Source organism: Hathewaya proteolytica DSM 3090 (assembly GCF_900142225.1).
Lineage (GTDB): Bacteria > Bacillota > Clostridia > Clostridiales > Clostridiaceae > Hathewaya > Hathewaya proteolytica.
Window position 1 is genome coordinate 1 of the sequence record NZ_FRAD01000031.1, and the last position, 23,124, is coordinate 23,124.

Here is a 23,124-nt window from a genome sequence, read left to right on the forward strand (position 1 = left end):
AACATTAACAGCAGCAATCACAATGGTGCTTGCACAGAAGGGCTTTGCACAGGCATCAAAATATGATGAAATAGACAAAGCACCAGAGGAAAAAGAAAGAGGAATCACAATCAATACATCACACGTAGAGTATGAAACAGAAAACAGACACTACGCACACGTTGACTGCCCAGGACACGCAGACTATGTAAAGAACATGATAACAGGAGCAGCACAGATGGATGGAGCAATTCTAGTTGTATCAGCAGCAGATGGTCCAATGCCACAGACAAGAGAACATATACTACTAGCATCAAGAGTAGGAGTACAGTATATAGTAGTATTCTTAAATAAAGCAGACATGGTAGATGATCCAGAACTAATCGAATTAGTTGAAATGGAAATCAGAGAAATGTTAAGCGAATACGGATTTGATGGAGACAATGCACCAATAACATGTGGATCAGCATTAGAAGCAGTAAACAATCCAACAGACCCAGAGAAATCAAAATGCATACTAGACTTAATGGAAGCAATCGATAGCTACATTCCAACACCAGAGAGAGATACAGATAAAGACTTCTTAATGCCAATAGAAGATGTATTCACAATCACAGGAAGAGGAACAGTTGTAACAGGAAGAGTAGAAAGAGGAATCCTAAAAGTAGGAGACGAAGTTGAAATCGTAGGATTAAGCGAAGAGTCAAGAAAAGTAGTATGTACAGGAGTAGAGATGTTCAGAAAGTTATTGGATCAGGCTCAAGCAGGAGACAATATCGGAGCATTACTAAGAGGAGTACAGAGAACTGAAGTAGAAAGAGGCCAGGTACTAGCAAAAACAGGATCAGTAAAACCACATAGCCACTTCATCGGACAGGTGTACGTATTAAAGAAAGAAGAAGGCGGAAGACACACACCATTCTTCAACGGATACAGACCACAGTTCTACTTCAGAACAACAGACGTAACAGGATCAATCAAATTACCAGAAGGAACAGAAATGGTAATTCCAGGAGACCACATTGATATGGACGTTGAGTTAATCAACAAAGTAGCAATGGAAGAAGGATTAAGATTCGCTATAAGAGAAGGCGGAAGAACAGTAGGTTCAGGAGTTGTTACTAAGATAATAGCTTAGTATAATCTGCAGTAATTAATCTTGCTTAATAAATACAGGGAGGACTCATCCTCCCTGTATAATTAATAGAATATCAATCTAAAAAAAGAAACAAACACAAATACGAAATCTATGAAAATCAAACGAATTTACAAACGAATTTACACATAAAAACATTTAAAAAGCTTTAGAAAATTTTTATAAAAACCGTTTAAAAATAAGTAAAATATCCATAGAAAAAATGCAGCTTCTATGAAAAAAATACTTGTCAAAGCTATAAAATTATTGTATACTAAAGAAGTTGTATTAATCACGCAAAAAAGATGGTATATGATATCAAATGAATAAAGGAAAGTGTTTTTACGTACCTTTACATTTTATAATATGCAACACCCGGAGCAGTTTATAACTGAAAGGTGTTTAAATCAGTATACATAAAGGAGGGAATACCATGGCAAGCCAAAAATTACGAATCAGATTGAAGGCTTATGATCACAATTTATTAGATCAGTCAGCTGAGAGAATAGTTGAGACTGTAAATGCAACAGGAGCAAAGGTAGCAGGACCAATTCCACTACCAACTGAAAAGGATGTTATTACAATATTAAGATCCCCACACGTTTACAAAGACTCAAGAGAGCAGTTTGAAATTAGAACTCATAAGAGAATATTAGATATATTAAGCCCATCAAAGAAGACAATAGATGCTCTAATGAGAATTGATTTACCATCAGGAGTTGACATTGAAATTAAATACTAATTTCAATAGATAATATTAAGATTACCAGGGGGTAATCCAATGATATTAATAGGAGGTGCTTTAGATGAAAAAAGCAATATTAGGAAGAAAAATCGGTATGACTCAGATTTTTGATGAAAATGGAAGAGTGATACCAGTAACAGTAATTGAAGCAGGACCATGTGCTGTAATTCAGAAGAAAACTGTTGAAAATGATGGATATGAAGCTATAAAAGTTGGTTTTGATGCTAAGAGAGAGAACTTATTCAATAAGCCAATGATGGGACAGTTCAAAAAAGCTGGAGTTGCTCCAAGAAAATTCGTTAAAGAATTAAGATTGGAAGATATCAGTTCTTTTGAAGTTGGTCAGGAAATAAAAGCAGACATATTCGCTGCTGGAGAAAAAGTAGATGTAACTGGTATATCAAAGGGTAAAGGATATGCTGGCGGAGTTAAGAGATGGAACTTTAAAATAGGACCAAAGAGCCACGGTTCAAAATTCCACAGAGCTCCAGGTTCTCAAGGTGCATCTTCTGATCCATCAAGAACATTTAAAAACAGAAAAATGCCAGGACATATGGGTCACGTTAAGACAACTGTATTAAATCTTGAAGTAGCAAAAGTTATTCCTGAAATGAATGCAATTCTTGTAAAAGGTGCAGTTCCAGGAGCTAAAAAAGGCTACGTAGTTATAAAGAATACAGTAAAGTAGAAGAAATTTTGGGAAAGGAGGAAGTCATATGCTAAAAGTAACTGTTTACAATAAAGAAGCCCAGCAGGTTGGGGAAGTTGAATTAAATGAAAGCGTGTTCGGAGTAGAAGTTAACAATGCAGTTATGCATCAAGTAGTTGTTGCACAGCTTGCTAACAAGAGACAGGGAACACAGTCAGCTAAAACTAGAGCAGAAGTAAGTGGTGGCGGAAAGAAACCATGGAGACAAAAGGGAACTGGTAGAGCAAGACAGGGTTCTACAAGATCACCTCAGTGGGTTGGCGGTGGAATAGTATTCGCGCCAAAGCCAAGATGCTACAGAATGTCAGTTCTTAAGAAGGTAAGAGCACTAGCTATTAAATCTGCTTTATCTTCAAAAGTACTTGAAAATAATATTATAGTATTAGATAGCTTAAATTTTGAAGCTCCTAAGACTAAGGAAGTTGTTAAAATGCTTAATGCATTTGAAGCAAAAAAGACTCTTATCTTAACTGAAGAAAGCAATGCAAATGTTTACAAATCAGCTAGAAACATAGAGGGAGTTGCAGTACTTCCAATAAACAATATAAATGTATATGATTTATTAAAATACGATAAAATTATGGTAGCTCAAAATACCGTAAAGAAAATTGAGGAGGTGTATGCATAATGAAACTAACAAGCCATGATATTATAAGAAAACCAGTAATAACTGAGAAGAGTATGGCAGCTATGGCAGACAAGAAATACACCTTCGTAGTAGACATCAATACTAATAAGTTTCAGATAAAGCATGCAGTTGAAGAAGTTTTCGGTGTTAAAGTTGCCGATGTTAAAACTGTAAGATGCTTAGGAAAGAACAAAAGAGTAGGTGTTCATGCTGGTAAGAAAGCTGACTTTAAGAAGGCTATAGTTAAACTTACAGATGATAGCAAAACAATAGAATTCTTTGACGGAATTTAATTGTTGTAAAATAAGCATGTATTGGCGCGAGCCAGAAAAGCGGTTATAAGGAGGGAAAAACCATGGCAGTAAAGAGTTTTAAGCCAACTACTCCTTCAAGAAGAAATATGACAATGTCGACTTTTGAAGAAGTAACAACAAGCACTCCCGAGAAATCTTTATTAGTGTCTTTAAATAAGACTGCTGGAAGAAACTCTCAGGGTAAAATAACTGTTCGTCATAGAGGCGGCGGTGCAAAGAGAAAGTATAGAATAATCGATTTTAAGAGAACTAAGGACAACGTACCTGCAAGAGTTGCAACAATAGAGTACGATCCAAACAGATCTGCATACATAGCTTTAGTTGTTTATGCTGACGGTGAAAAGAGATATATACTTGCTCCAATAGGTCTTAAAGTAGGAGACACTGTAGTTTCAGGACCAGAATCAGATATAAAACCAGGAAACACATTACCATTAATCAATATGCCAGTAGGTACAGTTGTGCACAACGTAGAGATTAGTGCAGGTAAGGGTGGACAGATGGTTAGATCCGCTGGTGCTTCAGCTCAGTTAATGGCTAAAGAAGGTAAGTACGCAACATTAAGACTTCCAAGTGGTGAAGTTAGAAAAGTAAGAATAGAATGTAGAGCTACTGTAGGTACCGTTTCTAACTTAACTCATGAAATCGTTAAAATCGGTAAGGCAGGTAGAAACAGACATATGGGTCTAAGACCTCATGTAAGAGGATCTGCGATGAACCCTAACGACCATCCACATGGAGGAGGAGAAGGAAAGTGTCCAATCGGACGTCCATCACCAGTATCACCATGGGGTAAACCAACTCTTGGATATAAGACAAGAAAGAACAAGAAGTATTCAGATAGACTTATTGTTAAGAAGAGAAAGTAGTAGAAGAGAATTGATTTTCTCTTCCGCTATTCTATAGATGAGGAAGGAGGCACACAGATGGGTAGATCTATTAAAAAAGGACCTTTTGTGGAAGAAGCTCTTATTAAAAGAATAGAAGGAATGAACAAAAGTGGCGAAAAGAAAGTTATCAAGACTTGGTCAAGAAGCTCAACAATTTTCCCACAGATGCTAGGTCATACTATAGCTGTTCACGATGGAAGAAAGCATGTTCCAGTTTATATAACAGAAGACATGGTAGGACATAAGTTAGGTGAGTTCGTACTTACTAGAACTTATAAGGGTCATGTTGACAAAGAAAAATCTTCAAAAATAAGAAAATAGTCCGGAAAGGAGGCAACATCAATGGAAGCTAAAGCTATAGCTAAACACGTAAGAATGTCTTCAATAAAGATAGGCAGAGTATTGAATTTAGTTAGAGGAAAAAACGTAAGAGAAGCGGAAGCGATATTAAAGTATACTCCTCAGGACGCAGCTGTTGTTATAAACAAAGTTTTAAAATCAGCAGTAGCTAACGCTGAGCATAATTACAATCTGGATATAAACAGATTATATGTTGCTGAGGCTTATGCAGGCCAGAGTGCTACTCTAAAGAGATTTAGACCAAGAGCAAGAGGTACTGCATACGAGATAAAGAAAAGAACTAGTCATATTACTGTAATCGTTAGAGAAAGAAACTAAAAAAGAAGGAGGGAAATGTAGTGGGTCAGAAAGTACATCCTCATGGAATAAGAGTAGGCGTTATTAAAGAATGGGACTCAAAATGGTTCGCAGATAAGAAAAATTTCGCTGATTATCTAGTAGAAGATAACTCAATCAGAGAATTCGTTAAGAAAAAACACTACATTGCTGGTATTTCTAAAATTGAAATTGAAAGAACAGCAAATAAAGTAAAGTTAAACATATTCACAGCAAAACCTGGTATGATAATAGGTAAGGGTGGAGCTGGTATTGAAGAATTAAAAAATGATTTAGTAAAATTAACTTCAAGAAAAAATGTTTTAATTAACATTGTAGAAGTTAAGAATGCAGAATCTAATGCTCAATTAATGGCAGAAAATATTGCACTTCAGTTAGAAAAGAGAATATCTTTTAGAAGAGCTATGAAGCAGTCTATTCAAAGAGCAATGAAATTAGGCGTAAAGGGTGTTAAAACAATATGTTCAGGAAGACTTGGTGGAGCTGAAATCGCAAGAAATGAAGCTTACCACGAAGGAACAATTCCACTACAGACTTTAAGAGCTGATATAGACTATGGTTTTGCAGAAGCAAATACAACATATGGTAAGATCGGTGTTAAGGTTTGGGTTTATAAGGGAGAAGTTCTTCCAGTAAGAAAACAAGATAATAAAGCAGTAGAAGCTTAGTAACCAATTCAATGGTTAAGGAAGGAGGAAACACATATGTTAATGCCTAAAAGAGTTAAACATCGTAAGGTTCAGCGCGGAAGAATGAAAGGTAAGGCAACTAGAGGTAACTTTATTGCATATGGTGATTACGGATTACAGGCTACAGAGTGTGGTTGGATAACAAGTCAACAGATCGAAGCAGCCAGAATAGCTATAAATAGATATGTTAAAAGAGGGGGAACTGTTTACATAAAAATATTCCCTGACAAACCAGTAACTGAAAAACCAGCTGAAACACGTATGGGTTCTGGTAAAGGTTCACCAGAGTACTGGGTAGCAGTAGTAAAACCAGGTAGAGTTTTATTTGAAATAAAGGGCGTAACTGAAGAACAAGCAAGAGAGTCTATGAGACTTGCTTCACACAAACTACCTGTTAAAACTAAGTTCGTTAAAAGAGAAGATTTTGAAAATATATTAGGTGGTGAAAACAATGAAGGCTAGGGAATTACAAGAGTTGAGAAATCAAAGTTCTCAAGAGCTAGTTAGTAAGATAAAAGATTTAAAAGAAGAGCTTTTCAACTTAAGATTTCAGCTAGCTACTGGACAGCTTGAAAACCCTGTTAGAATTAGACAGGTAAGAAGATCAATTGCCCAGGTTAAGACAGTTTTGAGAGAAAGTGAGTTAAAAAGCCTAGAGCAGTAAAAGCTGAAGGGAGGTAAGTTTCGTGGAGAGAAATTTAAGAAAAACTAGAATCGGTAGAGTAGTTTCTGATAAAATGGATAAGACAATAGTAGTTGCTGTAGAAACTAAGGTTCGTCACCCATTATACGGAAAAATCATAAACAGAACTACAAAATTCAAAGTTCATGATGAGAACAATGATGCAAATGTTAATGATAAAGTAATGATCATGGAAACAAGACCACTATCAAAGGATAAGAGATGGAGACTTGTTAAGATAATGGAAAGAGCAAAATAGTAGGATACAAAATTCCTTACATTTTGAAAGGAGGGTATTTACATGATACAACAGCAGACTAGACTTAAGGTTGCAGATAATTCTGGTGCTAAGGAAATTATGTGCATAAAGGTTTTAGGCGGTTCAAGAAGAAGATATGCAAACGTAGGCGATATTATAGTTGCAAGTGTAAAGAGTGCAACACCAGGCGGAGTTGTTAAAAAAGGTGATGTTGTTAAAGCCGTAGTAGTAAGATCAGTTAAAGGATTAAGAAGAGTTGACGGGTCATACATAAGATTTGATGAAAACGCAGCTGTTATTATAAAAGAAGATAAACAACCAAAAGGAACACGTATTTTTGGGCCAGTTGCTAGAGAATTAAGAGACAAAGAATTTAACAAAATTATCTCATTAGCACCTGAAGTTTTATAATTGAAGATTGGAGGTGGCTAACTTGTCAAATAAAATTCATGTGAGAAGAAAAGATACAGTAGTAGTTATATCTGGTAAAGATAAGGGTAAAGTAGGAGAAGTTAAAGCTGTTTTACCTAAAAAAGGAAGAGTATTAGTAGAAGGCGTTAATATAGCGACTAAACATCAGAAACCAAATAGACAAAACATGCAGGGCGGAATAATAACAATGGAAGCTCCAATTAACAGCTCTAAAGTTATGTTATATTGCACAAAGTGTAATAAGGCTACAAGAATAAGCAGCAAGGTTCTTGAAGATGGAACAAAAGTTAGAGTATGTAAAAAGTGTGGAGAAACATTCTAAGCTTTGGAAGGAGGTTAAAAAATGATAACAAGACTTCAAGAAAAATATAATCAAGAAGTGATTCCAGCATTAATGGAAAAGTTCAGTTATAAAAATATAATGGAAGTTCCAAAGCTTGAAAAGGTTGTAATCAACATGGGTGTTGGTGAAGCTAAAGAAAACTCTAAGGTTTTAGAAGCAGCCATAGGTGACCTTCAGTTGATTACTGGTCAAAAACCAATAGTAACTAGAGCAAAGAATTCAGTTGCTAATTTCAAGCTAAGAGAGAACATGCCAATTGGATGTAAAGTAACATTAAGAAAAGAAAAAATGTACCAGTTCATGGATAAATTAATGAATATAGCATTCCCAAGAGTAAGAGACTTCAGAGGAGTATCTTCTAAGTCCTTTGATGGAAGAGGAAACTATGCTGTAGGAATAAAGGAACAACTAATTTTCCCTGAAATCGAATACGATAAAATCGATAAAGTTAGAGGAATGGATATTATTGTAGTTACAACTGCTAACACTGACGAAGAGGCTAGAGAGTTATTAAGACTTATGGGCATGCCTTTTGTCAAGTAATAAGGAGGGAAAACTGTGGCACGTAAATCACTAATTGTTAAGTGGGAAAGAGAACCAAAATTCTCAACAAGAGCTTATACTAGATGCAGATTATGTGGTAGACCACATGCTGTTCTTAAAAAATATGGTATATGCCGTATATGTTTTAGAGAATTAGCTTACAAAGGTCAAATACCTGGATGTAAGAAAGCAAGTTGGTAAAATACCAGCTGGTTATGAAAGGAGGCAAATAATATGGGAATGACAGATCCTATTGCAGATTTACTTACACGTATTAGAAATGCTAATACAGTTGGGCACGAAGTAGTAGAAGTTCCATCATCAAAAATAAAAAAAGCTGTAGTTGACATAATGTTAAACGAAGGTTATTTAAAAAATATCGAAGAGTACAATGATGGTTCAGTGCCAATGTTAAGACTTACAATGAAATATGGCAACAGCAAACAAAAAGTTATCACTGGTCTTAAGAGAATATCTAAACCAGGTTTAAGAGTATATACATCAAAAGAAGAGATACCACAAGTTCTAAGTGGATTAGGTATCGCTATTATTTCAACTTCTAAGGGAATAATGACAGATAGAGAAGCTAGAAAAGCAAATGTTGGCGGAGAGGTAATCTGCTACATTTGGTAGTTTAAAGATAGGAGGTGTGTTTATGTCAAGAGTAGGAAGACTTCCAATAGCTATTCCTGGTGGTGTTACAGTTAATGTTGCTGATGATAATACAGTAACTGTAAAAGGACCTAAGGGAGAATTGGTTAAAAAAATGCATAAAGATATAAAAATCGCTGTTGAAGGTGCTGAAGTAGTTGTTACAAGACCAAGCGAAGATAAATTACATAGAGCTTTACACGGGACAATAAGAGCTTTAGTAAATAATATGGTAATCGGAGTAACTGAAGGTTATGTTAAAACACTTGAATTAAATGGTGTTGGTTACAGAGCTGAAGTTAAAGGCAAAAAATTAGTAATGAATTTAGGATATTCACATCCAGTTGAAATAGAACCAGTTGAAGGTGTTACTTTTGAAACACCTGAAGCAACTAAAGTTCTTGTAAAGGGTATAAACAAGGAGTTAGTTGGAGCAGTAGCTGCTGATGTTAGAGAGTGGAGAAAACCAGAGCCATACAAGGGCAAGGGTATCAAATATTCTAACGAAGTTATCAGACGTAAAGAAGGTAAAACAGGTAAGAAGTAGGCAATAACAGGCCATAATTAAAATAGGTAGAAAGGAGATAACTACTTATGTCTAACAAGAATAATAGAATGGTATCTAGAGTAAGACGTCACAAGAGAGTACGTGCAAAAATCTCTGGTACAAGTGAAAGACCAAGACTTTCTGTATATAGAAGTTCAAAAAATATTAGCGCACAGATTATTGATGATGTAGCTGGAGTTACTTTGATTTCCGCTTCTTCATTGGAAAAAGATTTCAGCCAGGCTGGAAGTAATAAAGAAGCAGCTAAAATAGTTGGAGAAATCCTTGCTAAAAGAGCTTTAGAAAAGGGTATAAGCGAAGTAGTATTCGACAGAGGTGGATACATATACCACGGAAGAGTTAAAGAGTTAGCAGAAGGAGCTAGAGAAGCAGGGCTTCAATTCTAGAAGAAGGAGGGGAATATATGAAAATCGATGCATCTAATTTAGAATTAAAAGAAAAAGTTGTACATCTAAATAGAGTTGCTAAAGTTGTTAAAGGTGGAAGAAATTTCAGATTTAGCGCTTTAGTTGTAGTTGGTGACGAAAATGGTCACGTAGGAGTTGGAACAGGAAAAGCTGTTGAAATTCCAGATGCTATTAGAAAAGCAGTCGAAGACGCTAAGAAACATTTAGTAAATGTTGCTATAGTAGATGGTACAATTCCTCATAGACTTTATGGAGAATTTGGAACAGGTAAGATATTACTTATGCCAGCTGTAGAAGGTACAGGAGTTATCGCTGGAGGACCAGCAAGATACGTACTTGAACTAGCAGGTTTACAAAACGTAAGAGCCAAATCTTTAGGATCAAACAATCCTAAGAACATGGTTAACGCTACAATTAATGGATTAGCAAATTTAAGAACAGCTGAACAAATTGCCGCTTTAAGAGGCAAAACAGTTGAAGAAATCTTAGGATAGGAGGGATTCCCTTGGCAAAACTAAGAATAACTTTGAGAAGAAGTTTAATAGGAAGAAAAAAAGATCAGATAGCTACAGTTAATGCATTGGGTTTGAGAAAAATCAATGATTCTGTAGAACGTGAAGAAAATCCTCAAATCAGAGGTATGATCACAAAAGTAGATTTTCTCCTAGATGTAGAGGAAATATAGTACAAATAAATATAGGAGGAGGTGCCAATTATGAAATTACATGATTTAAGACCAGCAGAAGGTTCAACACATAGCTCTAAAAGAGTAGGCAGAGGTACTGCTTCTGGATGGGGTAAAACAGCTGGTAGAGGTGAAAATGGACAGAATTCAAGATCAGGTGGCGGAGTTAGACCTGGATTTGAAGGTGGACAGATGCCTTTATATAGAAGATTACCTAAAAGAGGTTTTACAAATATCTTTGCTAAAGAGATTATAAGCATCAATGTAGATAGATTGAACATATTTGAAAACGGCACAGAGATTACACCAGAATTACTTTTAGAAAAAAGAGTTATTAGTAAGATATGTGACGGCGTAAAAATATTAGGAAACGGCGAACTTGAAAAATCATTGACAGTTAAAGCACATAAATTCTCAAAATCTGCAGCAGAAAAGATAGAAAAAGCTGGAGGAAAAGTAGAGGTGATTTAGCATGCTAGCTACACTGCGTAATGCCTGGAAAACACCTGAATTGAGAAGAAGAATGATATTCACTTTTATGATGCTTGTTATTTTCAGGATGGGAAATTTTATTCCTGTCCCTGGAATTAACACTGAAGCTATTAAGCAAAGTGTTGTCAGCTCTGAAAACTTATTTGGGTTTTATGATATGATATCAGGAGGAGCTTTTAGTAATTTTAGTATTTTTGCTATGGGAGTTACACCATATATAAATGCATCCATTATAATGCAGTTGTTGACTGAGGTACTTCCAAAGTTGAGTCAATTATCTAAGGAAGGCCATGATGGTAGACAAAAAATACAAAACATTACTAGATATGTCGCATTGGTAATCGGAGTAGTTGAGGGAATAGGTATTTATGCTTTACTTAGAAGCAAGGGGGCAGTTTCTGCATCTTCTATGAGTATGTGGATAATTGTTTTGACAATAAGTACGGCATCAGTTTTTCTGGTATGGCTAGGTGAACAAATCACTACTAAGGGAATAGGAAATGGTGTTTCTCTTATCATAATGGTTAACATTCTATCAAGAATACCTCAGTCTGTTATAACAATGGTTACATCTGTTAAGACTGGTAATACAACCTTTATGGTTCCACTTGCAATTTTAGCGGTAATCATGTTGTTATTGTTGGTAGTAGTCATAGTTAATTTAAGTGAGAGAAGAGTTCCAGTTCAGTATGCTGGGAAAGCAGCGGGCAGCAAGGTATTTAAAGGACAGTCCTCAAGTATTCCAATAAATATGAGTAACTCTGCGGTTCTAGCAATAATTTTTGCAACATCTTTTTTACAAATGCCATATATGTTAGCTCAAACATGGCCAAATCACGCCATATCAAAATTTATATTGACTAGTAAGTTCAGCGTATTTGTGCCTAAAGCTTGGATCTATATAATAACATTTGTAATATTAATCGTATTGTTCTCTGTATTCTATACTTCAATAACTTTTAAGCCAGACGAAATGTCAGAGAACATGCATAAATCATCAGGATTTATCCCAGGTATTAGACCGGGAGAACCTACAACAAGATATCTTGAGGGAATTTTAAATAAAACAGCAGTTCTTGGCGGAATTTTTGCATCAATCATAGCAGTTTTCCCTATAGTAGTTGGAAAGTATACACCATTTGACTCTTTGTCATTGGGTGGAACAGCATTACTCATCGTTGTAGGTGTGGCAGTTGAAACTACAAGACAAATAGAGTCGCAATTAGTTATGAGAAGCTATGAAGGATTCTTAAAGTAATGGAGATGATTGTATGAAAATAATTTTACTAGGTCCTCCGGGAGCTGGAAAAGGTACACAGGCAAAGTCAATTAGCAATAAGTATTCTTTGCCTCATATATCTACAGGTGATATTTTTAGATATAATATTACTCAGAAAACCCCACTAGGAATCGAGGCCAAAGGTTATATGGATAAAGGTGCTTTGGTTCCAGATGAATTGACAATAAATCTGGTTAAAGATAGAATAGCTAAAGACGACTGTAAAAATGGTTTTCTTTTAGATGGATTTCCAAGAACAGTTGCACAAGCAGAAGCTTTGGAAAAGGCATTGGCGGATATGGATGATAAGGTGGACGTAGCTTTATTGATCGATGTTCCAAGAAAAGACATATTTGAAAGAATGACAGGCAGAAGAGTTTGTCCTACTTGTGGAGCTAGCTATCATATTAAGTTTAATCCACCTAAAGAAGGCGGTAAATGCGATCTATGCGGTGCTGAAGTGATTCAGCGTGCAGACGATGCAGAAGAAACTGTTGAAACAAGATTAGATACTTATGAAAAACAGACCAAACCTCTTGTGGACTTCTATAATGGAAGAAATCAGCTAGTAGCAGTTGACGGAAGCCAGGACATCAGTGTTGTTTTTGAGCTGATTTGTGAGAAGCTTGATGCAATAAAATAGTTTCTTCGGGTAAAGAGAAAGAACAGAAGACCATAGTATGTATTAATTTTAATGTGGGGAAAATAGTAATAAGTTCTTTGTTAGGAAATGCAGAGGTGAATTGTATTGAACGATGATAACCCGTTGGGTCAAATTGTATATTCTAAAGCTGGTAGAGATCAGGGCGAATACTACATTGTTGTTGGTTTACTAAATGAAGATTATGTGTATATATGCAATGGACGCACTCGAAGGATTGAAAAGCCAAAGAAAAAAAAGTGTAAGCATCTGGTTTTTACAGGAACTTATTCTGAAGAAATTAAAGAAGCCATTTTAAATGGAAACTGTATTAGCAATTCTAAAGTAAAGAATTCTTTGGATTGCTTGCAACCCAATAAGGAGGTTTGATTACCTTATGTCAAAAAGTGATGTAATCGAAATGCAAGGCGTTGTTACCGATTCTTTACCTAATGCAACATTTGAAGTTGAATTAGAAAGTGGTCATAAAATATTAGCACACATTTCAGGTAAGTTAAGAATGAATTTTATTAAAATATTACCGGGTGATAAAGTAAAAGTGGAGCTATCTCCTTATGATTTAACTCGTGGAAGAATTGTATGGAGAGACAAATAGTAAGGAGGGTTAAAAGATGAAAGTTAGACCATCAGTAAAGCCTATTTGCGAAAAATGCAAAGTTATAAAGAGAAAAGGAAAAGTAATGGTTATCTGTGAAAATCCTAAACACAAGCAAAGACAAGGCTAAATTTCCTATGTAAATAGGATTTGAAGTAAAAACACTTTAGGAGCGGCTGCTAGTGGAGATTAGTTCTCTCTACTCCTAAAAGTTTTATATAAACATATAAAGTATCATGACACACTACAGATAGTGTATTAAAACCTAGGAGGTGTAAATAGCATATGGCAAGAATAGCAGGTGTCGACCTACCAAGAGAAAAAAGAGTTGAAATCGGTCTTACATATATATTTGGACTTGGTTTACCAACAGCTCATAAGATTCTTAAAGATACTGGAGTAAATCCAGACACTAGAATTAAAGATTTAACTGAAGAAGAAGTTGGAGCTTTAAGAGATTATATAAATAAGCATTTCACAGTTGAAGGTGACCTAAGAAGAAAGATCGCATTAGACATAAAGAGATTAACTGAAATAGGATGTTATAGAGGAATTAGACATAGAAAAGGACTTCCAGTTAGAGGTCAGAAGACTAAGACTAATGCAAGAACAAGAAAAGGTCCTAAGAAGACTATCGCTAATAAGAAGAAATAATAAAAGATAGGAGGGATGATCGTGGCACCTAAAAATGTTAAAAGATCAAAAAGAAGAAAAGAAAAGAAAAACGTTGAACACGGTTGTGCACATATAAAATCAACATTTAATAATTCTATAGTAACTTTAACCGATCGCGCTGGTAACTGCTTATCATGGGCAAGTTCTGGTGGATTAGGTTTCAAAGGTTCTAAAAAAGGAACTCCATTTGCTGCACAGATGGCTGCTGAAACTGCTGCTGGTGTAGCTATGGAACACGGTTTAAGAAGTATTGAAGTTTTTGTAAAGGGACCAGGAGCTGGTAGAGAAGCTGCTATAAGATCACTACAGGCTGCAGGACTAGAGATAACATTGATTAAAGATGTTACTCCAATCCCACACAACGGTTGTAGACCACCAAAGAGAAGAAGAATTTAGTTTTTTATAATATAGATATAGGAGGTGTAGTTATTCATGGCAAGATATACAGGACCTGTTTGCAGGCTATGTAGAAGAGAAGGAATAAAATTATTCCTTAAAGGTGATAGATGTTATTCAGATAAGTGCTCTGTTGCAAAAAGAGGTTATGCACCAGGTCAGCACGGACAGAGTAGATCAAAATTATCTAACTATGGATTACAGTTAAGAGAAAAACAGAAAGCTAAGAGAGTATATGGTATACTTGAAAAGCAATTTAGAAAATACTATGAAAATGCCGAGAAACAGAGAGGCATCACTGGTGAAAATCTTTTAAGATTATTGGAAATGAGATTGGATGCAGTAGCATATAAATTAGGATACGGAAAATCAAGAAATGAGGCTAGACAGCTAGTTACTCATGGTCATTTCCTTGTTAACGGCAGCAAAGTTGACATCCCATCATACAGATTAAAAGTTAATGACGTTGTATCTGTATGTGAAAAGAGCAGAGGAACTGAGACATTCAAGTTCTTCAGCGAAAACCCTAAAACATTACCATCATGGATTCAAGATGACAGAACTAGCTATAGCGCTAAGATTGTAGCGGTTCCAGCAAGAGAAGACATCGATGTACCAGTTAATGAAACTCTAATCGTTGAGTTATACAGTAAATAATAGATTAGAATAATCAGTTGCCCTCAAATGAGGTTTACATAATTAATCGGGAGGGTTTATTAGATGTTAGAAATAGAAAAGCCAAAAATAGAGTGTGTAGAATGTCGAGAAGATGACTCCTATGGCAAATTTGTCGTAGAGCCGTTAGAAAGAGGATACGGTATTACTTTAGGTAATTCTCTTAGAAGAATACTTTTATCTTCTCTACCAGGTGCAGCAGCCAACAGTATAAAAATTGAGGGTGTGCTCCATGAATTTTCCACTGTTAAGGGTGTTAAAGAAGATGTAGCAGAACTGATTCTTAATGTTAAAGAATTGGCAGTGAAAATGTACGGAGACGGAGCTACTACAATTTACATTGATGCGGAAGGTCCTGGAGAGGTTCTTGCTAAAGATATTAAAACTGGTGGAAATATAGAGATAATCAACAAAGATTTACATATTGCGACTTTAGACGATGGTGGCAAGTTATATATGGAAATCAATGTTAGTAAGGGAAGAGGTTATGTGTCTCAAGCTAAGAATAAATCTGATGATTTACCTATATCAGTTATTCCAGTTGATTCAATATATACACCTGTTAAAAGAGTAAACTATATAGTTGAAAATACGAGAGTAGGTCAGATTACAGACTATGATAAATTAACTCTTGAGGTTTGGACTAACGGTACAATAAGTCCTCAAGAAGCTGTTAGTTTATCAGCTAAAATACTAATAGAGCATTTTAAACTTTTCTTATCACTAATCGATCATGCAGATGATATGGAGATAATGGTAGAGAAGGAAGAGGACAAGAAAGAAAAAGTTCTTGAGATGACTATTGAAGAACTAGACCTGTCAGTTCGAAGCTACAATTGTTTAAAGAGAGCAGGAATAAATACAGTACAGGAGCTAACTGAAAGATCCATTGAAGATATGATGAAGGTTAGAAATCTTGGAAGGAAATCTCTCGAAGAAGTACAACACAAACTAAAAGATTTAAACCTAGGCTTAAGAAAAAGTGAAGAATAAGGAGGTAGAGCTATGGCAGCAGGATACCGTAAGTTAGGACGTCCAACTGATCAGAGAAGAGCAATGTTAAGAAACCTTGTAACTAGCTTTTTGAAGAACGGAAGGATCGAAACAACTGAAACAAGGGCAAAAGAAACTAAAAGATTAGCAGAAAAGATGATTACACTTGCTAAAAAAGGTGACCTTCATTCAAGAAGACAGGTACTTTCTTTCGTAACAGAAAAAGAAGTAGTTGACAATTTATTTGCTAATGTAGCTCCAAAGTACGCTGAGAGAAATGGCGGATATGCTAGAATCTATAAGATGGGTCCTAGAAGAGGCGACGCAGCAGAAATGGTAGTTCTAGAACTAGTTTAGTATACCGGGGATTAAGTAATAAGCTTAGTCCCCATTTTTATATAAGAGGTGGTCTTGTGGAAGCAAAAAAATTAGTTATTGAATGTAGTGATGTTGAATTTGCTTATGAAGACGAAGATGGTAGTAAGCTTAAAGTATTAAATGGTATTGATTTAGAAGTAAATAGTGGAGATTTTGTGGCTATTCTTGGCCATAATGGTTCAGGAAAATCAACATTGGCAAAGCTATTAAATGGAATTTTGGAGCCTCAAGAGGGTCAAATCAGCGTATATGGATACAATCCAAGAAATGAAAATGAAATATGGAAGCTTAGGGAAAAGGTAGGAATGGTTTTTCAAAATCCTGACAATCAAATCGTTGCCACTATAGTAGAAGAAGATGTGGCCTTCGGACCTGAAAATCTAGGCGTGGAACCAGCAGAGATAAGAAAAAGAGTAGATGAATCATTAAAAATCGTAGATATGTACCAGTATAGAACTCATTCTCCAAGTTTATTGTCTGGAGGACAAAAGCAAAGAGTCGCCATTGCGGGAATATTGGCAATGGATACAAATTGTATAATATTTGATGAATCCACAGCTATGCTTGACCCAAAGGGAAGAAAAGAAGTAATAGAGACAGCTGATATATTGAACAAAGAATATGGTAAAACCATTATTTTGATAACCCATTACATGGAGGAAGTTGTAAAGGCTAATAAGGTAATTGTCCTAAATAACGGCAACATAGTGCTTAAGGGCACACCCAAAGAGGTATTTTCCAATGTAGATACATTGAAGAAGTTAGGTCTTGATGTACCTCAGGTTACGGATTTGGCCAATGAGCTAAAAAAAGCTGGCTTAGAAATTAATGATGGTATTATTACTATTGATGAGATGGTGAAGGAATTATGTTTATTGAGATCAGAAATTTAGACTATGTCTACATGAAAGATACACCCTTTGAAAAAAGGGCATTAGATGATGTAAATTTTAACATAGAAAAAGGTGAGTTCACTGCCATAATAGGCCACACTGGTTCTGGTAAATCCACCTTAATTCAATTATTTAATGGTTTGCTAGAGCCCACAAGAGGCGAAGTTATAATTGATGGAACTAACATATATGGAAAAGAAATTAATCTAGCTGATATAAGAAAGAGAGTGGGACTTGTTTTTCAATACCCAGAATATCAGTTGTTTGAAGATACAGTAGAAAAAGATATATCCTTCGGTCCACGAAATCTTGGTATTGAGGAAAAGGATATAGAAATTAGAGTAAAAAAAGCCATGGGTATGGTTGGCTTATCATATGATGTATTTAAGGATAAAAGTCCTTTCAATTTAAGTGGTGGTGAAAAGAGAAGGGTAGCTATAGCTGGAATTTTAGCCATGGAGCCGGAGATACTTATTCTTGATGAGCCAACAGCTGGGTTAGATCCTGCTGGTAGAGAAGGTATACTGGGGACTGTGAGCAAGTTACATAAAGAGTACCATATGAATATAGTATTGGTGTCCCATAGCATGGAAGACGTAGCAAAACTTGCGGAGAAAATAGTGGTTATGAAGGACGGAAAATGTATAAAAACAGGTACCCCAGAAGAAGTATTTAAAGAGGTGGATATGCTTGAAGATATAGGATTATCTGCTCCTGCCATGAGTTACCTTATTCATGAATTAAATAAAAATGGATTTAATATTGACAGCAATATATACACCATTGAACCTCTAAAGGATGCACTGCTTCAAGTGCTAAATAATAAGGAGGCGGAGGATAATGCTTAAAGATATAACTTTGGGCCAGTATATTCCTGGAGATACCCTTGTGCACAAACTTGATCCTAGAGTTAAGATAATGGGAACTTTGCTTTTTATGATACTACTTTTTTTTGTAAAAAAATTTTGGGTATTTGGAGTAATTGCCATAGTTCTTGCAAGCATTGTAGGAATCTCTAAGATTAGACCAAAGTACATATATAGGGGATTAAAGCCCATATTTATACTACTTATATTTACGGCCATATTGAATGTGTTCATGACCAAGGGAGGAGACCTTATTCTAAAGCTTGGCTTTCTAGAGATATATACAGAAGGTGTTAGCATAGCATTATTTATGGCTGTGCGACTAGTGCTGCTTATAGTAAGTACATCTATTCTAACCCTTACCACATCGCCTATTCAACTTACAGATGGACTTGAAAAACTTTTGAATCCATTAAAAAAAGTAAAATTTCCAGCCCATGAATTGGCCATGATAATCACCATTGCCTTAAGGTTTATACCCACATTGCTAGACGAAACAGATAAAATCATGAAGGCGCAGATGTCTAGGGGTGCAGATTTTAAATCAGGTAATATAGTGAAAAGGGCTAAGAGTCTCTTACCTATTTTAATACCTCTATTTATAAATTCCTTTAAAAGGGCGGATGAACTTGGCGTTGCCATGGAGGCTAGATGTTACCGTGGTGGAGCTGGAAGAACGAGAATGAAAGTTTTAAAATTTGAAACTAGAGATTATGTATCCATAATTGTAGGGATTTTATACACAGTGTTTATAATTTCCACCAGATATTTTATTTAGAAATATAATCCACAAAACATCGTATAATTTATGCACAGTGTGGATAAGTTATGCGATGTTGTTTTTATAGGATTGGAAATAGGAGAAAGTTGTTGAAGAATATAAAATTAGTTTTAGAGTATGATGGCAGCAATTATATAGGTTGGCAAAGACAGAAGACAGAAACTAGGGTACACAGTATTCAATATGTCATAGAAAATACCCTTAAGGAGCTATTGAGAGAAGATGTAACTGTAATAGGCTGCAGCAGAACGGATTCAGGTGTTCATGCTAGGCAATACGTACTAAACTTTAATACGGAAACTTCCATTCCAGCAGATAGGATAAAATACGCTTTGAATGATAAATTGCCAGAGGATATTGTGGTGCTTAATTCTGAAGAGACTTCCATGGATTTTCATGCTAGATATAGTTCAAAGGGAAAGCTTTATATGTATACCATAGTAAATAGAGAGGCTAGATTAACCATTGATAGACGATATGCTTATCAGCATAAGTGGCAACTGGATATGGCTCTTATGAGGGAGGCTTGTAAGTACTTTATAGGAACCCATGATTTTAAGTCCTTTATGAAGAAGGGAAGCTCTGTTAAGACTACTGTAAGAACTATAAGCAGCTTAGAGGTCCAGGAGCAGGGTGATTTTATACGGATATATGCGGCAGCAGATGGATTTTTGTACAACATGGTAAGAATTATTGTGGGCACGCTGCTTGAAGTAGGTGAGGGGAAAATACAGCCTGAGGATATAGTAAGAATAATAGAATCAAGGGATAGGAATAAAGCCGGCAAAACAGCTCCAGCCCAAGGACTTACTTTACTTGAAGTGTTGTATTAAAGTTTCATTAGAGTTAAACTAAAAAACTAGGATGGTGAAATATGATACCAGAAGAATTACAACAAGCTTTATACAGTATAACACAGGGCCTTAGTCGAGACCAGGTGGCAAAGGACGCAGAGAATATCAGCCATAGATATAGAAATCAAAGTGGCAAGGGAAAGCGACTTTTAACTGAAAGTACTGAAGCTGTAGCCTATGCCTTGGCTAGGATGCCGGCCACTTATGGAGCGGTAGATTTCGTATTTAGGCAGGTATTTCAACAACTTCATGAAGACGTAACATTCCATGATATGATTGATGTAGGCGCTGGCACTGGAACTGTAGCTTGGGTAATGAGCCAGTATGCAGAATTAAGTGGCGGAATAGCTTGTCTAGAAAGAGAAAAAGTTATGAGAGATACAGCCAATGCTCTAGGTAAGTATGGCAGCGACAATGTAAAAAATGCAAAGTGGATAGCATATGACATTGTGACTGATGGTCTTAAGTGCAATGCTGATGTGGTTACTGCTTCATATGTGTTAAATGAACTGTGTGATGAGCATAGAGACAGGGCTGTAGAGAAACTATGGGCTGCCACAAAAAAAGTGCTTATAATCATAGAGCCAGGAACCCCAGTAGGTTTTAATAATATAAAAAAAATAAGAAGTCAGCTCATAGAAAAGGGTGCCACGGTTATAGCTCCCTGTGTTCATTGTAATGAATGCACAAAAAATGAAGAGGATTGGTGCCATTTCACCGCTAGGGTAGGTAGAACCACTATACATCGTGAACTAAAAGGTGGTCAATGTTCCTACGAGGATGAGAAATTCTCTTACATAGCACTGGCAAAGGAACCATGCCTTATAAAACCTTATAAAGAGGGTGAGGGTAGAATTTTGCGTCATCCACAGGTGAGAAAAGGCCATATATTAATGGAACTTTGCACCACACAAGGCATAATAAATGCCACTATATCAAAAAAAGATGGTGAAATATATAAAGAAACAAAAAAACTAAATCAGGGTGATAAAATATTTTATAAAATATGTTGACACACCCGGCTGAATGTATTATAATAAATAAAGTTGAGATGTGTATATAGATCCACTAGCCCCGGGTCTTTTGCATAGATATAATGTAAAATTCAGGGAGGGAAAACGATGAAATCGTACATAGCAAAAAATGAAACAGTACAGAGAGATTGGTATGTAGTAGACCTAGAAGGTCAGACATTAGGAAGAGCAGCTAGCCAGATAGCTTCAATATTAAGAGGAAAAAATAAGCCAACATATACACCAAACGTTGACTGTGGTGATTATGTAATAGTAATTAATGCAGAGAAGATCGTTTTAACAGGAAAGAAATTAGATCAGAAGATGTTAAGACATCATACTTTATTCCCAGGTGGATTAAAAGAGATATCTTACAGAGATGCTATTGCAAAGAAACCTGAGTTCGTATTCCAAGAAGCGGTTAGAAGAATGCTTCCAAAAGGAATATTAGGACGTCAGATGATAAAGAAGTTAAAAGTGTATAGCGGAAGCGAACACAACAATGCAGCTCAAAATCCACAAAAATTAGAGTTAAGATACTAATTAACTGAAGGGAGGAACTATAATGGCAAAAGTACAGTATTTTGGAACAGGAAGAAGAAAGACATCCGTAGCTAGAGTAAGATTAGTACCTGGTCAGGGTGATATTAAAATAAATAATAGAAACATTAATGAATATTTTGGTCTTGAGACTTTAAAAGTAATCGTTAATCAGCCACTAGTTTTAACAGCAACTAAGGACAAATTTGACGTTTTAGTAAATGTATACGGTGGTGGTTTATCAGGTCAGGCAGGAGCTATAAGACATGGTATATCAAGAGCTTTATTAAAGGCTGATGAAAACATGAGACCTGAATTAAAGAAGGCTGGATTCTTAACTAGAGATTCAAGAATGAAGGAAAGAAAGAAATACGGTCTTAAAAAAGCAAGAAAAGCTTCTCAGTTCTCAAAGAGATAGTTTCAAAGATTACAAAAGTCCCGAAAACACAGTGTTTCGGGGCTTTATTTTTTTCCGTGTTGCATAATTTAAATTCACACAAACCTAAGTGATGAGTGATATGAAATTGTCACCATTTCTGTTATAATATTATGTAGAGTATTTACCTTGATATTATAATGGATAAGATATTAAGGTAAATGAAGTATTTCCAATTGCTTAAATATTGTTACGGGAGGGTTGTATTATATGAGAAAGTTTGTTATTTTTGCATAGCACTAGCTATTGCAATTTTTAATATTAAATTTGTTATAGCTATTGCTAACCTAAAGGATTAATAATTTAGGAGGCAATTATGGGCTATAGAAAAGCAGAAGAGATTCTTCCAACGGAAATAATAAAGTTAATACAAAGATATGTGGATGGCGAAAATATTTACATTCCAAGGAAAGAAAATCAAAGAAAAGAATGGGGTAGTAAAACTTTAATACGTCAAGAATTGGAAGAAAGAAATATTCGGATATTTAAGGACTTCCAAAATGGACATAAAGTTCAAGCTTTATCAACTAAGTATTTTTTATCAGAGAAAAGCATTCAACGTATTTTGCGAAAAATGAAATGAATACTGTTATATTTGAGCTGATTGCAAATAAAATTGTTATTGGCTCATTTTCTTTATGTAATTGAACTTTGCAAATTTATAATTTTGCCCGTAAAACCTCGTGCCCTTGTGGTCTAGGATGTAAGGGCTTTAAGTTAGGGGAGTTCGATACTCCCCTAACTTAACATTACACTAACTTCTGATTTAGAACAAAATACAATATGAAAGTTAATTCTGACGTCATTTCAATAGCATTGTATAATAACTATACAAACTACATAAAATACATAAGAAATGAGGTGATATTGTGGAGAAGTCTTTTAAATTTAGGTTAGTGCCAACTAAAGAACAAGAAATTATGTTAAGTAAGACTTTCGGCTCTTGCAGATTTGTATATAATCACTATCTTGGAAAGAAGATAGACTTGTATAAAAGTGAAGGTAAATCAATGTCTTATGTTGAATGTGCTAACGATATGAAAAGTCTTAAAAATGAATACCAGTGGCTTAAAGAAATAGACGCAATATCACTTCAACAGAGTTTGAGAGATTTAGACAAAGCCTATAAGAATTTCTTTAAAGGTAGCGGCTTTCCTAAATTCAAAAGTAAGCATAAACATAATCAAAGTTATAGAACTCAAATGGTTAATGATAACATCAAAATTGAAGACAATAAAATTA

The 23,124-nt window shown here is 35.4% G+C and carries 41 protein-coding genes; all 41 read left to right on the forward strand.

Annotated elements, in window-relative coordinates; translation table 11 throughout:
• Positions 1–1,117, forward strand: a 1,117-nt coding sequence (gene tuf, locus BUA73_RS12740) for an elongation factor Tu (RefSeq protein ID WP_072904496.1), incomplete at its 5' end; no start/stop codon positions are given.
• A gap of 430 nt (positions 1,118–1,547) precedes the next feature.
• Entirely contained in the window at positions 1,548–1,856 is a 309-nt protein-coding gene (rpsJ, locus tag BUA73_RS12745; RefSeq protein ID WP_072904497.1) for a 30S ribosomal protein S10, read from the forward strand.
• 64 nt (positions 1,857–1,920) lie between these two features.
• Entirely contained in the window at positions 1,921–2,547 is a 627-nt protein-coding gene (rplC, locus tag BUA73_RS12750) for a 50S ribosomal protein L3 (RefSeq protein ID WP_072904498.1), read from the forward strand.
• Between the two features lie 28 nt (positions 2,548–2,575).
• The gene (rplD, locus tag BUA73_RS12755; protein ID WP_072904499.1) at positions 2,576–3,196 is read left to right on the forward strand and encodes a 50S ribosomal protein L4; all 621 of its coding nucleotides are present in this window, start codon (positions 2,576–2,578) and stop codon (positions 3,194–3,196) included.
• The gene (rplW, locus tag BUA73_RS12760) at positions 3,196–3,489 is read left to right on the forward strand and encodes a 50S ribosomal protein L23 (protein ID WP_072904500.1); all 294 of its coding nucleotides are present in this window, start codon (positions 3,196–3,198) and stop codon (positions 3,487–3,489) included. The genes rplD and rplW overlap by 1 nt, the downstream gene beginning before the upstream one ends.
• 62 nt (positions 3,490–3,551) lie before the next feature.
• Positions 3,552–4,379: a 50S ribosomal protein L2 gene (gene rplB / locus BUA73_RS12765; protein ID WP_072904501.1), complete on the forward strand. Its 828-nt coding sequence runs from the start codon at positions 3,552–3,554 to the stop codon at positions 4,377–4,379.
• Positions 4,380–4,436: 57 nt separating this feature from the next.
• Positions 4,437–4,721 (forward strand): 30S ribosomal protein S19, encoded by a 285-nt coding sequence (gene rpsS, locus BUA73_RS12770; RefSeq protein ID WP_072904502.1) that lies wholly within the window; start codon positions 4,437–4,439, stop codon positions 4,719–4,721.
• Between the two features lie 21 nt (positions 4,722–4,742).
• Complete coding sequence (gene rplV, locus BUA73_RS12775) at positions 4,743–5,078, forward strand: 50S ribosomal protein L22 (RefSeq protein WP_072904503.1); 336 nt, start codon at positions 4,743–4,745, stop codon at positions 5,076–5,078.
• A 20-nt stretch (positions 5,079–5,098) separates the two neighbouring features.
• Positions 5,099–5,764 (forward strand): 30S ribosomal protein S3, encoded by a 666-nt coding sequence (rpsC, locus tag BUA73_RS12780; RefSeq protein ID WP_072904504.1) that lies wholly within the window; start codon positions 5,099–5,101, stop codon positions 5,762–5,764.
• 36 nt (positions 5,765–5,800) lie between these two features.
• Positions 5,801–6,247, forward strand: coding sequence for a 50S ribosomal protein L16 (gene rplP, locus BUA73_RS12785; RefSeq protein WP_072904505.1), 447 nt, complete (start codon positions 5,801–5,803; stop codon positions 6,245–6,247).
• Positions 6,237–6,449, forward strand: a complete 213-nt coding sequence (gene rpmC, locus BUA73_RS12790; protein WP_072904506.1) for a 50S ribosomal protein L29 — start codon at positions 6,237–6,239, stop codon at positions 6,447–6,449. The genes rplP and rpmC overlap by 11 nt, the downstream gene beginning before the upstream one ends.
• Before the next feature lie 22 nt (positions 6,450–6,471).
• Positions 6,472–6,726, forward strand: a complete 255-nt coding sequence (gene rpsQ, locus BUA73_RS12795) for a 30S ribosomal protein S17 (RefSeq protein WP_072904507.1) — start codon at positions 6,472–6,474, stop codon at positions 6,724–6,726.
• Between the two features lie 42 nt (positions 6,727–6,768).
• Positions 6,769–7,137, forward strand: a complete 369-nt coding sequence (gene rplN, locus BUA73_RS12800) for a 50S ribosomal protein L14 (RefSeq protein ID WP_072904508.1) — start codon at positions 6,769–6,771, stop codon at positions 7,135–7,137.
• Between the two features lie 22 nt (positions 7,138–7,159).
• Complete coding sequence (rplX, locus tag BUA73_RS12805) at positions 7,160–7,480, forward strand: 50S ribosomal protein L24 (RefSeq protein WP_072904509.1); 321 nt, start codon at positions 7,160–7,162, stop codon at positions 7,478–7,480.
• A 21-nt stretch (positions 7,481–7,501) separates the two neighbouring features.
• Complete coding sequence (rplE, locus tag BUA73_RS12810; protein ID WP_072904510.1) at positions 7,502–8,044, forward strand: 50S ribosomal protein L5; 543 nt, start codon at positions 7,502–7,504, stop codon at positions 8,042–8,044.
• Positions 8,045–8,059: 15 nt separating this feature from the next.
• On the forward strand, positions 8,060–8,245 hold the full coding sequence (locus BUA73_RS12815) for a type Z 30S ribosomal protein S14 (RefSeq protein ID WP_072904511.1): 186 nt from the start codon (positions 8,060–8,062) through the stop codon (positions 8,243–8,245).
• Positions 8,246–8,278: 33 nt separating this feature from the next.
• Positions 8,279–8,677 carry a 30S ribosomal protein S8 gene (gene rpsH, locus BUA73_RS12820; RefSeq protein WP_072904512.1) on the forward strand — a complete coding sequence of 133 codons (399 nt, stop codon included), beginning with the start codon at positions 8,279–8,281 and terminating at the stop codon, positions 8,675–8,677.
• 22 nt (positions 8,678–8,699) lie between these two features.
• Entirely contained in the window at positions 8,700–9,242 is a 543-nt protein-coding gene (rplF, locus tag BUA73_RS12825) for a 50S ribosomal protein L6 (protein ID WP_072904513.1), read from the forward strand.
• A gap of 47 nt (positions 9,243–9,289) precedes the next feature.
• Positions 9,290–9,649, forward strand: a complete 360-nt coding sequence (rplR, locus tag BUA73_RS12830) for a 50S ribosomal protein L18 (protein ID WP_072904514.1) — start codon at positions 9,290–9,292, stop codon at positions 9,647–9,649.
• Between the two features lie 17 nt (positions 9,650–9,666).
• Entirely contained in the window at positions 9,667–10,164 is a 498-nt protein-coding gene (gene rpsE, locus BUA73_RS12835; protein ID WP_072904515.1) for a 30S ribosomal protein S5, read from the forward strand.
• Positions 10,165–10,175: 11 nt separating this feature from the next.
• Positions 10,176–10,355, forward strand: a complete 180-nt coding sequence (rpmD, locus tag BUA73_RS12840) for a 50S ribosomal protein L30 (RefSeq protein WP_072904516.1) — start codon at positions 10,176–10,178, stop codon at positions 10,353–10,355.
• A gap of 30 nt (positions 10,356–10,385) precedes the next feature.
• Complete coding sequence (gene rplO, locus BUA73_RS12845) at positions 10,386–10,826, forward strand: 50S ribosomal protein L15 (protein ID WP_072904517.1); 441 nt, start codon at positions 10,386–10,388, stop codon at positions 10,824–10,826.
• Between the two features lies 1 nt (position 10,827).
• Positions 10,828–12,105, forward strand: a complete 1,278-nt coding sequence (secY, locus tag BUA73_RS12850) for a preprotein translocase subunit SecY (RefSeq protein WP_072904518.1) — start codon at positions 10,828–10,830, stop codon at positions 12,103–12,105.
• 13 nt (positions 12,106–12,118) lie between these two features.
• Complete coding sequence (locus tag BUA73_RS12855) at positions 12,119–12,769, forward strand: adenylate kinase (RefSeq protein ID WP_072904519.1); 651 nt, start codon at positions 12,119–12,121, stop codon at positions 12,767–12,769.
• 105 nt (positions 12,770–12,874) lie between these two features.
• Positions 12,875–13,156 (forward strand): KOW domain-containing RNA-binding protein, encoded by a 282-nt coding sequence (locus tag BUA73_RS12860; protein WP_072904520.1) that lies wholly within the window; start codon positions 12,875–12,877, stop codon positions 13,154–13,156.
• 7 nt (positions 13,157–13,163) lie between these two features.
• The gene (gene infA, locus BUA73_RS12865) at positions 13,164–13,382 is read left to right on the forward strand and encodes a translation initiation factor IF-1 (RefSeq protein ID WP_072904521.1); all 219 of its coding nucleotides are present in this window, start codon (positions 13,164–13,166) and stop codon (positions 13,380–13,382) included.
• Between the two features lie 16 nt (positions 13,383–13,398).
• The gene (rpmJ, locus tag BUA73_RS12870) at positions 13,399–13,512 is read left to right on the forward strand and encodes a 50S ribosomal protein L36 (RefSeq protein WP_000868342.1); all 114 of its coding nucleotides are present in this window, start codon (positions 13,399–13,401) and stop codon (positions 13,510–13,512) included.
• A gap of 155 nt (positions 13,513–13,667) precedes the next feature.
• A complete protein-coding gene (rpsM, locus tag BUA73_RS12875) occupies positions 13,668–14,036 on the forward strand; it encodes a 30S ribosomal protein S13 (RefSeq protein WP_072904522.1) in 369 nt (122 codons plus the stop codon).
• A 21-nt stretch (positions 14,037–14,057) separates the two neighbouring features.
• Positions 14,058–14,453, forward strand: a complete 396-nt coding sequence (rpsK, locus tag BUA73_RS12880) for a 30S ribosomal protein S11 (RefSeq protein WP_178139278.1) — start codon at positions 14,058–14,060, stop codon at positions 14,451–14,453.
• A 36-nt stretch (positions 14,454–14,489) separates the two neighbouring features.
• Positions 14,490–15,110, forward strand: a complete 621-nt coding sequence (rpsD, locus tag BUA73_RS12885) for a 30S ribosomal protein S4 (RefSeq protein WP_072904524.1) — start codon at positions 14,490–14,492, stop codon at positions 15,108–15,110.
• Positions 15,111–15,173: 63 nt separating this feature from the next.
• Positions 15,174–16,121, forward strand: a complete 948-nt coding sequence (locus BUA73_RS12890; protein WP_072904525.1) for a DNA-directed RNA polymerase subunit alpha — start codon at positions 15,174–15,176, stop codon at positions 16,119–16,121.
• A gap of 12 nt (positions 16,122–16,133) precedes the next feature.
• A complete protein-coding gene (gene rplQ / locus BUA73_RS12895; RefSeq protein ID WP_072904526.1) occupies positions 16,134–16,478 on the forward strand; it encodes a 50S ribosomal protein L17 in 345 nt (114 codons plus the stop codon).
• 56 nt (positions 16,479–16,534) lie between these two features.
• Complete coding sequence (locus tag BUA73_RS12900; RefSeq protein ID WP_072904527.1) at positions 16,535–17,392, forward strand: energy-coupling factor transporter ATPase; 858 nt, start codon at positions 16,535–16,537, stop codon at positions 17,390–17,392.
• Positions 17,368–18,240, forward strand: coding sequence for an energy-coupling factor transporter ATPase (locus BUA73_RS12905; RefSeq protein WP_072904528.1), 873 nt, complete (start codon positions 17,368–17,370; stop codon positions 18,238–18,240). Before BUA73_RS12900 ends, BUA73_RS12905 begins: the two co-directional genes overlap by 25 nt.
• Entirely contained in the window at positions 18,233–19,036 is an 804-nt protein-coding gene (locus BUA73_RS12910; RefSeq protein WP_072904529.1) for an energy-coupling factor transporter transmembrane component T family protein, read from the forward strand. Before BUA73_RS12905 ends, BUA73_RS12910 begins: the two co-directional genes overlap by 8 nt.
• A gap of 92 nt (positions 19,037–19,128) precedes the next feature.
• Entirely contained in the window at positions 19,129–19,872 is a 744-nt protein-coding gene (gene truA, locus BUA73_RS12915) for a tRNA pseudouridine(38-40) synthase TruA (RefSeq protein ID WP_072904530.1), read from the forward strand.
• A gap of 41 nt (positions 19,873–19,913) precedes the next feature.
• Positions 19,914–20,906, forward strand: coding sequence for a small ribosomal subunit Rsm22 family protein (locus BUA73_RS12920; RefSeq protein ID WP_072904531.1), 993 nt, complete (start codon positions 19,914–19,916; stop codon positions 20,904–20,906).
• A gap of 108 nt (positions 20,907–21,014) precedes the next feature.
• Positions 21,015–21,449 (forward strand): 50S ribosomal protein L13, encoded by a 435-nt coding sequence (gene rplM, locus BUA73_RS12925; RefSeq protein WP_072904532.1) that lies wholly within the window; start codon positions 21,015–21,017, stop codon positions 21,447–21,449.
• A 22-nt stretch (positions 21,450–21,471) separates the two neighbouring features.
• Entirely contained in the window at positions 21,472–21,864 is a 393-nt protein-coding gene (gene rpsI, locus BUA73_RS12930) for a 30S ribosomal protein S9 (RefSeq protein WP_072904533.1), read from the forward strand.
• A gap of 334 nt (positions 21,865–22,198) precedes the next feature.
• A complete protein-coding gene (locus tag BUA73_RS12935; protein WP_072904534.1) occupies positions 22,199–22,465 on the forward strand; it encodes a CD3324 family protein in 267 nt (88 codons plus the stop codon).
• Positions 22,466–22,751: 286 nt separating this feature from the next.
• On the forward strand, positions 22,752–23,124 hold a 373-nt coding region (locus BUA73_RS12940), incomplete at its 3' end, for an RNA-guided endonuclease TnpB family protein (RefSeq protein ID WP_143147015.1).

What these genes read in the sequence shown, in the direction of transcription:
- rpsJ (WP_072904497.1), top strand. Translation starts at nt 1,548, where the DNA reads ATGGCAAGCCAAAAATTACGAATCAGATTGAAGGCTTATGATCACAAT.
- rplC (WP_072904498.1), top strand. Translation starts at nt 1,921, where the DNA reads ATGAAAAAAGCAATATTAGGAAGAAAAATCGGTATGACTCAGATTTTT.
- rplD (WP_072904499.1), top strand. Translation starts at nt 2,576, where the DNA reads ATGCTAAAAGTAACTGTTTACAATAAAGAAGCCCAGCAGGTTGGGGAA.
- rplW (WP_072904500.1), top strand. Translation starts at nt 3,196, where the DNA reads ATGAAACTAACAAGCCATGATATTATAAGAAAACCAGTAATAACTGAG.
- rplB (WP_072904501.1), top strand. Translation starts at nt 3,552, where the DNA reads ATGGCAGTAAAGAGTTTTAAGCCAACTACTCCTTCAAGAAGAAATATG.
- rpsS (WP_072904502.1), top strand. Translation starts at nt 4,437, where the DNA reads ATGGGTAGATCTATTAAAAAAGGACCTTTTGTGGAAGAAGCTCTTATT.
- rplV (WP_072904503.1), top strand. Translation starts at nt 4,743, where the DNA reads ATGGAAGCTAAAGCTATAGCTAAACACGTAAGAATGTCTTCAATAAAG.
- rplP (WP_072904505.1), top strand. Translation starts at nt 5,801, where the DNA reads ATGTTAATGCCTAAAAGAGTTAAACATCGTAAGGTTCAGCGCGGAAGA.
- rpmC (WP_072904506.1), top strand. Translation starts at nt 6,237, where the DNA reads ATGAAGGCTAGGGAATTACAAGAGTTGAGAAATCAAAGTTCTCAAGAG.
- rplN (WP_072904508.1), top strand. Translation starts at nt 6,769, where the DNA reads ATGATACAACAGCAGACTAGACTTAAGGTTGCAGATAATTCTGGTGCT.
- rplE (WP_072904510.1), top strand. Translation starts at nt 7,502, where the DNA reads ATGATAACAAGACTTCAAGAAAAATATAATCAAGAAGTGATTCCAGCA.
- rpsH (WP_072904512.1), top strand. Translation starts at nt 8,279, where the DNA reads ATGGGAATGACAGATCCTATTGCAGATTTACTTACACGTATTAGAAAT.
- rplF (WP_072904513.1), top strand. Translation starts at nt 8,700, where the DNA reads ATGTCAAGAGTAGGAAGACTTCCAATAGCTATTCCTGGTGGTGTTACA.
- rplR (WP_072904514.1), top strand. Translation starts at nt 9,290, where the DNA reads ATGTCTAACAAGAATAATAGAATGGTATCTAGAGTAAGACGTCACAAG.
- rpsE (WP_072904515.1), top strand. Translation starts at nt 9,667, where the DNA reads ATGAAAATCGATGCATCTAATTTAGAATTAAAAGAAAAAGTTGTACAT.
- rplO (WP_072904517.1), top strand. Translation starts at nt 10,386, where the DNA reads ATGAAATTACATGATTTAAGACCAGCAGAAGGTTCAACACATAGCTCT.
- secY (WP_072904518.1), top strand. Translation starts at nt 10,828, where the DNA reads ATGCTAGCTACACTGCGTAATGCCTGGAAAACACCTGAATTGAGAAGA.
- BUA73_RS12855 (WP_072904519.1), top strand. Translation starts at nt 12,119, where the DNA reads ATGAAAATAATTTTACTAGGTCCTCCGGGAGCTGGAAAAGGTACACAG.
- infA (WP_072904521.1), top strand. Translation starts at nt 13,164, where the DNA reads ATGTCAAAAAGTGATGTAATCGAAATGCAAGGCGTTGTTACCGATTCT.
- rpmJ (WP_000868342.1), top strand. Translation starts at nt 13,399, where the DNA reads ATGAAAGTTAGACCATCAGTAAAGCCTATTTGCGAAAAATGCAAAGTT.
- rpsM (WP_072904522.1), top strand. Translation starts at nt 13,668, where the DNA reads ATGGCAAGAATAGCAGGTGTCGACCTACCAAGAGAAAAAAGAGTTGAA.
- rpsD (WP_072904524.1), top strand. Translation starts at nt 14,490, where the DNA reads ATGGCAAGATATACAGGACCTGTTTGCAGGCTATGTAGAAGAGAAGGA.
- BUA73_RS12890 (WP_072904525.1), top strand. Translation starts at nt 15,174, where the DNA reads ATGTTAGAAATAGAAAAGCCAAAAATAGAGTGTGTAGAATGTCGAGAA.
- rplQ (WP_072904526.1), top strand. Translation starts at nt 16,134, where the DNA reads ATGGCAGCAGGATACCGTAAGTTAGGACGTCCAACTGATCAGAGAAGA.
- BUA73_RS12905 (WP_072904528.1), top strand. Translation starts at nt 17,368, where the DNA reads ATGTTTATTGAGATCAGAAATTTAGACTATGTCTACATGAAAGATACA.
- BUA73_RS12910 (WP_072904529.1), top strand. Translation starts at nt 18,233, where the DNA reads ATGCTTAAAGATATAACTTTGGGCCAGTATATTCCTGGAGATACCCTT.
- BUA73_RS12920 (WP_072904531.1), top strand. Translation starts at nt 19,914, where the DNA reads ATGATACCAGAAGAATTACAACAAGCTTTATACAGTATAACACAGGGC.
- rplM (WP_072904532.1), top strand. Translation starts at nt 21,015, where the DNA reads ATGAAATCGTACATAGCAAAAAATGAAACAGTACAGAGAGATTGGTAT.
- rpsI (WP_072904533.1), top strand. Translation starts at nt 21,472, where the DNA reads ATGGCAAAAGTACAGTATTTTGGAACAGGAAGAAGAAAGACATCCGTA.
- BUA73_RS12935 (WP_072904534.1), top strand. Translation starts at nt 22,199, where the DNA reads ATGGGCTATAGAAAAGCAGAAGAGATTCTTCCAACGGAAATAATAAAG.